This is a genomic window from Streptomyces sp. SID5910, assembly GCF_009862125.1.
GTDB lineage: Bacteria > Actinomycetota > Actinomycetes > Streptomycetales > Streptomycetaceae > Streptomyces.
Genome location: NZ_WWHX01000616.1, coordinates 20,756 through 28,098 on the forward strand (window position 1 = coordinate 20,756; position 7,343 = coordinate 28,098).

General features: G+C 72.2%; 8 protein-coding genes. 5 read left to right on the forward strand and 3 right to left on the reverse strand.

Annotated elements, in window-relative coordinates; all coding sequences use genetic code 11:
* Positions 1-59 precede the first annotated feature (59 nt).
* From GTW67_RS21680 to GTW67_RS21700, 5 genes are all read left to right on the forward strand, one after another.
* Positions 60-1,268, forward strand: a complete 1,209-nt coding sequence (locus GTW67_RS21680) for a pyridoxal phosphate-dependent aminotransferase (RefSeq protein WP_161166474.1) — start codon at positions 60-62, stop codon at positions 1,266-1,268.
* A gap of 41 nt (positions 1,269-1,309) precedes the next feature.
* Positions 1,310-1,984: a maltokinase N-terminal cap-like domain-containing protein gene (locus GTW67_RS21685; protein ID WP_161166466.1), complete on the forward strand. Its 675-nt coding sequence runs from the start codon at positions 1,310-1,312 to the stop codon at positions 1,982-1,984.
* A gap of 60 nt (positions 1,985-2,044) precedes the next feature.
* Positions 2,045-2,644: a histidine phosphatase family protein gene (locus GTW67_RS21690; protein WP_161166467.1), complete on the forward strand. Its 600-nt coding sequence runs from the start codon at positions 2,045-2,047 to the stop codon at positions 2,642-2,644.
* Between the two features lie 39 nt (positions 2,645-2,683).
* On the forward strand, positions 2,684-3,328 hold the full coding sequence (locus tag GTW67_RS21695; protein WP_161166468.1) for a hypothetical protein: 645 nt from the start codon (positions 2,684-2,686) through the stop codon (positions 3,326-3,328).
* 68 nt (positions 3,329-3,396) lie between these two features.
* Entirely contained in the window at positions 3,397-3,819 is a 423-nt protein-coding gene (locus GTW67_RS21700; protein ID WP_161166469.1) for a thioesterase family protein, read from the forward strand.
* A 75-nt stretch (positions 3,820-3,894) separates the two neighbouring features.
* Here GTW67_RS21700 and GTW67_RS21705 read toward each other — a convergent pair whose 3' ends face one another.
* The 3 genes from GTW67_RS21705 to GTW67_RS21715 all read right to left on the reverse strand — a co-directional run.
* Positions 3,895-5,283: a PbuX/PucJ/PucK family nucleobase permease gene (locus GTW67_RS21705; RefSeq protein WP_161166470.1), complete on the reverse strand. Its 1,389-nt coding sequence runs from the start codon at positions 5,281-5,283 to the stop codon at positions 3,895-3,897.
* A 235-nt stretch (positions 5,284-5,518) separates the two neighbouring features.
* The gene (locus tag GTW67_RS21710; protein WP_161166471.1) at positions 5,519-6,907 is read right to left on the reverse strand and encodes an 8-oxoguanine deaminase; all 1,389 of its coding nucleotides are present in this window, start codon (positions 6,905-6,907) and stop codon (positions 5,519-5,521) included.
* Positions 6,908-6,975: 68 nt separating this feature from the next.
* The coding region (locus GTW67_RS21715; RefSeq protein ID WP_272920522.1) for a solute carrier family 23 protein at positions 6,976-7,343 on the reverse strand (368 nt) is incomplete at its 5' end.

Here is a 7,343-nt window from a genome sequence, read left to right on the forward strand (position 1 = left end):
TTTCCAAGCTCCTACTTGGTAAAACCAAGCAACACCAGATGGCGGAGGGGAAGCGGCGCATGGAGTTCCGGCAGTCGAACAAGCTCAGCGAGGTCTGCTACGAGATCCGGGGCCCGGTGATCGAGCACGCCGACGCGCTGGAGGCGGCGGGGCACAGCGTGCTGCGCCTGAACACCGGCAACCCGGCGCTCTTCGGCTTCGAGGCGCCGGAGGAGATCCTCCAGGACATGATCCGGATGCTGCCCCAGGCGCACGGCTACACCGACTCGCGCGGTGTCCTCTCCGCCCGCCGGGCCGTCGCCCAGCGCTACCAGGCCCTCGGCCTGGAGGTCGGCGTGGACGACGTGTTCCTCGGCAACGGCGTCTCGGAGCTGGTCTCCATGGCCGTCCAGGCCCTGCTGGAGGACGGCGACGAAGTCCTCATCCCGGCCCCCGACTTCCCGCTGTGGACGGCGGTGACGACCCTCGCCGGCGGCAAGGCGGTCCACTACCTGTGCGACGAGCAGGCCGAGTGGTACCCGGACCTCGCCGACATGGAATCCAAGATCACCGACCGCACCAAGGCGGTGGTCATCATCAACCCGAACAACCCGACGGGCGCGGTCTACCCCAAGGAGATCGTCGAGGGCATCCTCGACCTCGCCCGCCGCCACGGCCTGATGGTCTTCGCCGACGAGATCTACGACCAGATCCTGTACGACGACGCCGTCCACCACTCGGCCGCCGCGCTCGCCCCCGACCTGGTCGTCCTCACCTTCTGCGGCCTCTCCAAGACCTACCGGGTGGCCGGCTTCCGCTCCGGCTGGCTCGTGGTCACCGGGCCGCGCCAGCACGCGCGCGACTACCTGGAGGGCCTGACCATGCTGGCCTCCATGCGCCTGTGCGCCAACGCGCCCGCCCAGTACGCCATCCAGGCCGCGCTCGGCGGCCGCCAGTCCATCCGCGAGCTGACCGCGCCGGGCGGACGGCTGCGCGAACAGCGCGACGTGGCCTGGCAGAAGCTGAACGAGATCCCCGGTGTGTCCTGCGTGAAGCCGAAGGGCGCGCTGTACGCCTTCGCGCGCATCGACCCGAAGGTGCACGCGATCCACGACGACGAGCGCTTCGTCCTGGACCTGCTGCTGCGGGAGAAGATCCAGGTCGTGCAGGGCACCGGCTTCAACTGGCCCTCCCCCGACCACTTCCGCATCCTCACCCTGCCGCACGCGGACGACCTGGAGGCGGCGATCGGCCGGATCGGGCGCTTCCTGAGCGGCTACCGGCAGTAGCGTGGGGGCTCCTACCCACTGGACCGGAGGGATTCCGCGGCGTGGCCGTCATCCATCGCACAACGCTCAAGCCGACCAAAGTAGAGCTGCTCGCCTCCTGGCTGCCCTCCCGCCCGTGGTACCGGGGCGGCCGGGACGCCGCTCCGGAGCTGACCAGGGCAGGCGGCTTCCGGCTGGACGACCCCCGGGGCGAGGTGGGCATCGAGTTCATGGTGGTCACCGACGCCTCCGGCCCGGCCGCCCATCTGGTGCCGCTCACCTATCGCGGCGCCCCGCTCGACGGGGCCGAGCACGCGCTGATCGGCACCATGGAGCACGGCGTGCTGGGCAAGCGCTGGGCCTACGACGGCTGCCAGGATCCCGTCCTGGTCGCCGGGCTGCTGGCCCTCGCGGACGGGCGGGCCGAGGCCCAGGCGCAGAGCACCAGCGACACCCCGGACCGGGACGTCCTCGTCACCCGCGAGGGTGAGGGCTCCCTCCTCCCGGAGTTCACCGACCTCGCGGACTTCCCCGTGACCGACGACGAGGACGGCACCCTGCTGACGGCACCCGGCGGCGCGGTCCTCCGCCTGCACCGGGTCCTGCGCCCCGGCCCGGAGACCCCGGCCGCCCTCCCGGCGGGCGCCGCCGGCACCGTCACCGGCTCCTGGCAGACCCAGGACGGCACCCGTGTGCGGAGCGTGTTCGCGACGGCGTACTCCGGCAGCCGGGCGTAGCTCCCGCGTTCCCCGGTCACCGGGCGGCCGGTGCCGGGGAACGGCCCGTAGCCTGGGGGTATGGGTGATCTTTTTCTGGTCCGGCACGGTGAGACCGAGTGGTCGCGGTCCGGGCGGCACACCGGGCTGACGGACGTCCCGCTGACCGAGAACGGGCGGGAGCAGGCGCGTGGCCTCGTGCCGCTGATCCGCTCCCACCGGATCGGGGCCGCGTTCGTCAGCCCCTTCCAGCGGGCCCGGGAGACGGCCGAGCTGATCGGACTGCACGGGGTGCGCGTCGACCCGGACCTGCACGAGTGGGACTACGGCGGCTACGAGGGGATCACGACGGTCGAGATCCAGCGGACCCGGCCCGACTGGTTCCTGTTCACGGACGGCGTCGCGCCCGGACCGCCGGGCCACCCCGGGGAGTCGCCCGAGCAGGTGGGTGAGCGGGCCGACCGGGTGCTGGCCCGGGTGGACGCCGCGTTCGCGAACACCGAGGGGTGCGTGGTGCTGGTGGCGCACGGGCACTTCCTGCGGGTGCTCACCGCCCGGCACCTCGGGCTGCCGCCGTCGCACGGGGCGCTGTTCCAGCTCGGCACGGGGACGCTGTGCCGACTGGGCACGGAGCACGGGCGGCCGGTGATCGCCGCGTGGAATGTCAGACCCCCGTCGTAGTCTTCGGAGGTGCCGGGTGAAGGAGGGAGGGGGGACGCCGTGACACGACCGCCGAGCGCCGCGCAGCGGCGCGTCATCGACGCCGCCGACCCCGTCACCGGACGACTGCGGGGGACGGAGGCGCAGCTCACGGCGCTGGTCAAGCGGGGGCTCGCCTTCCGGCATCCGCGGCCGCCGCACGACCACTTCCTGACACCGGCCGGGCACCGGATACGGGAGGCGCCCGCCGAGCCCGAGGCGGCCCGGACGCCGGTCTCCGCCGCGCCTTCCTCCGACGGTGTGTTCGCCGCGCGGGTCGGCGGTGAGGAGGACGGGACGGGCGATGCCGGCCCGGCGCGGCTGCGTGAGGTGCGCGGGGCCTGGCAGGGGCTGCTGGAGCTGCGCCGGATGACCCGCCCCGACGGGTCCGCGGAACTGCCCTGCGGCTGGGAGCGGACGCATCTCGTGCGGGCCGCCGCGCTCGCGCTGGAGGCCGCCGGGCACCGCCCCGCCGGACCGGCCGGCGACGACGGGTACCGGGTGCGTGCGACGCCGCAGCCGGAGGCCGTCGCCGTGTACGAGGCCGACGGCACGGCGCGGGGGGCCTGCGCGGCGACGCTGGAGGCGGCGGGCTGGCAGGTCGGTGAGCACACCGAGCCGCGCAGCCGGGCCCGCTATCTGCTGGCCTCTCCGCGGAAGGTGTGACCGCCCGTGTCAGGATCGTTCCGTCAGTACGTCATCGATCAGCACGTCCACGAGGAGAGGCAGTTGTGGTGAGCGAGCCGTTTTCCGTTCCGGTGACCGTCCGCGGGTACGAGACGGACACCCAGGGACATCTGAACCAGGCCGTGTACCTCAACTACGCCGAGCACGCCCGCTGGTCGCTGCTCCAGGCGGCCGGGGTACGGCAGGCCGACCTGGTCGCCCGCGGCATCGGGCCCGTCGCCCTGGAGACGACGATCCGCTTCCGGCGCGAGCTGCTCGCCGGTGACGAGGTCGAGGTGACGTGCGCCTTCGAGTGGGGCGAGGGCAAGACCTTCCGCATCCGGCAGGCCGTCCGCAAGGCCGACGGCACCGTGGCCGCCGAGATCGAGGCCGTCGGCGGGCTCATGGACCTGAGCGAGCGCAGACTCGTGGCCGATCCGCGGCAGCGGTTCAAGGAACTGGCGTCGGATCCGGCGCTGTTCGGCCTGTAGCGGAACGTGTGCGGGCCGGCGCCCCTCCTGGAGGCGCCGGCCCTCGTAATGCCCCGGGTGTCCCGGGTCCCGCCGTCACGGTGCCACGGCCGTACGGGACGTTTCGCTGATCTCCTCTCCCGCCTCCATCGGGTGGGTCACGTCCTCGGCGTCCCGGCCCTTGCCGCCGATGTGGTTGAAGATCAGGTTGAGCAGGACGGCGGCCACACAGCCCGTCGAGATGCCCGAGTCCAGGATGATCTTCGCGTTCTCCGGGAAGGCGTGGTAGAACTCCGGCGCCGCGATCGGGATGAGGCCGACGGCCAGCGAGACCGCCACGATCAGGACGTTGTTGTCCTTGTCCAGGCTCGCCCGGACCAGGGTCTGGATGCCGCTCGCCGCGACCGAGCCGAACAGGACGACGCCGGCGCCGCCGAGGACGGGGCGGGGCACGACGGCGATCAGCGAGGCGGCCATCGGGCACAGGCCCATCAGGACCAGGAACCCGCCGCCCGCGGCGACGACGAACCGGCTGCGGATCTTCGTCATCGCGACCAGGCCGATGTTCTGCGCGAACGCGCTGCACATGAAACCGTTGAAGACCGGGCTGAGCGCCGAACCGAGGGTGTCGGCGCGCAGGCCGGCCGCGATGGTCTTCTCGTCCGCCGGACGCTCCACGATCTCACCGAGGGCGAGCATGTCCGCGGTGGACTCGGTCATCGAGACCACCATCACCACGATCATCGACAGGATCGCGGCGACCTGGAACTGCGGGGCGCCGAAGTGGAACGGCGTCGGGAAGCCGACGACGTTCGCGTCCGCGACCGGGCCGAAGTCCGTGACGCCGAACGGGATGGCGATCAGCGTGCCCGCGACCAGGCCGAGCAGCACCGCGATCTGCTTGACGAAGCCGCGGGTGAAGCGGCGCAGCAGCAGGACGATGACCAGGGTGATGCCCGCGAGGGCCAGGTTGGTGCCCGAGCCGTAGTCGTCGCCCGCGGGATTCGGGCCCTGGGCCCAGCCGAAGGCGACGGGCAGCAGGGATATGCCGATCAGGGTGATCACGGTGCCGGTGACGACCGGCGGGAAGAAGCGGATCGCCTTGCAGAAGACGGGTGCGGCCAGGAAGCCGAGCAGGCCGGCGACGATGACCGCGCCGAAGATGATCGGCAGGGCGTCGGACTTGTCGTCGGTCGAGGCGACGATCGCGGTCATGGGAGCGACACCGGCGAAGGTGACGCCGTTGACGAAGGGGAGACGGGCTCCGATCTTCCAGAACCCGAGGGTCTGGAGGAAGGTGGCGAGGCCCGCGGTGAACAGGCAGGCGCCGGTGAGGAAGGTGAGCTCGGTGGCGCTCAGGCCGATGGCCGCGCCCACGATCAGGGGCGGGGCCACGACTCCGGCGTACATCGCGGCCACATGTTGCAGGCCGGTCGTCGCCATCTTGAGCGGCGGGAGTTTCTCGTCAACAGGGTGGTCGGCCACGGCGGCGTTCCTCCGGTCGGTTACACGTCGGCGTCGACGTATCTGTCAGGGAGGTGGTGCAGTTGGTCGTGCGGGACCGGGACGGACCGTTCCGGTTGCGTGAAACGGTGACCGCTCCGGGGGCGTGTGCATGGGCACACGCCCCGGAGACGGCCGCCATGGACCCCGCTCGGGTCCACGGCTACCGGCCGGGAGCCGTCCCTCCCAGCCGGAGAACTTGGGTTTTCGGTCGTGCTCAGCCCTGCGCGGCGATCCGCGCCAGTCGCTGTGCCTCGCTCCGCGTGGAGCGGGCGATGGCGTCCTCGTCGACGGTGAGCAGCCTGCCGTCCTCGACGATCCGGCGGCCGTTCACGAACGAGGCCGTGACCGGGGCGGCGGCGCCGAAGACCAGGGCGGTCACCGGGTCGGCGATGGAGGAGTGGGCGAGCGTGTCCATCCGCCACAGCACCAGGTCGGCGAGCTTGCCCGCCTCCAGGGAGCCGGTCTCGGCCGCGCGGCCGAGGACCTGCGCGCCGCCGTGGGTGCCCAGCCGCAGCGCCTTGCGGGCGTTCAGCGCGGCCTCGCGGTGGGCGCCGAGACGGTTGACGAGGAGGGCGTTGCGCAGTTCGGTGTGGAGTTCGCCCGACTCGTTGGAGGCGGTGCCGTCGACGCCGAGGCCGACCGGGACGCCGGCGGCGAGCATGTCGGGGACGCGGGCGATGCCGGCGGCGAGGCGCGCGTTGGAGGACGGGCAGTGCGCGACGCCGGTGCCCGTGCGGGCGAAGGCGGCGATGTCGGAGTCGTTCATGTGGACGCAGTGCGCCATCCACACGTCCTCGCCGAGCCAGCCCGTGGACTCGAAGTAGTCGGTCGGGCCCATGCCGAACAGCTCGTGGCAGAACTTCTCCTCCTCCACGGTCTCCGAACCGTGGGTGTGCAGCCGCACCCCGAGGCGCCTGGCCAACTCGGCGCCCTGGCGCATCAGTTCGGTGGAGACGGAGAAGGGCGAGCAGGGTGCGACGGCGACCTGGGTCATCGCGTCGAAGGAGGCGTCGTGGTGCTCGCGGACGGTGGCCTCGGTGGCGGCGAGCGCGTCGTCCAGGCTCTCCACGGCGAAGTCCGGCGGCAGCCCGCCGTCCGACTCGCCGCGGTCCATGGAGCCGCGGGCGAGGGTGAAGCGGACGCCCGTCTCGCGGGCGGCGCGGATGATCGCGCCGGACAGGTCGCCGGAGCCCCGCGGGAAGACGTAGTGGTGGTCCATGGCGGTGGTGACGCCGCCGCGGGCCATCATCGCGAGCGAGCCCTGGGCCGCCGCGTACGCCATCGGCTCGTCGATGCGCGCCCAGGTCGGGTACAGCGCGACCAGCCAGTTGAACAGGTTGTGGTCGGTGGCCAGGCCCCGGGTGATCCACTGGTAGAAGTGGTGGTGGGTGTTGACCAGGCCGGGGGTGGCCAGGTGACCGGTCGCGTCGATCCGGCCGGTCACGTTCTGAAGGCCCTCGGGTGCCCGTCCCGCGCCGACGGACTCGATCCGGTTGCCCGCGATCACCACGTGACCGGAGGCGTACTCGGTGTCGCCCGCGTCCACGGTGGCGATCGCACAGTTCTCGATGACCGTGCGCTCGGCTGCCGATGATGCTGCCATGCTGCTTCCTTGTCTTCGGTGCGGCCCGTGGGCGGTATGGGTACCCACGAGGGGGGCACGGCAGGACCCTAGGAGGATTTGAGTGCCGGAACCGTGCTGCCGCTCCGGGTGCCGAGATGGTGGAAGAACAGGTTGAGGGCGACCGCGACGATCGCGCCGGCGCTGATGCCGGAGCCGAGCACGGTCTGCGCCCAGGCCGGGAAGTCGGCGTAGAAGGTCGGTGCGGCCAGCGGGATGATGCCCGCGCCGAGCGCCACCGCGACCAGGATGATGTTGGAGCTGTCGTCCAGTCCGGCCTCGGACAGCGTGCGGATGCCGCTGACGGCGATGGAGCCGAAGAGGACGATGCCCGCGCCGCCGAGGACCGGCATGGGGACCAGGGAGACGACCGCGCCGAGGACCGGGAAGGCACCGAGGACGAGCAGGGTCGCGCCGA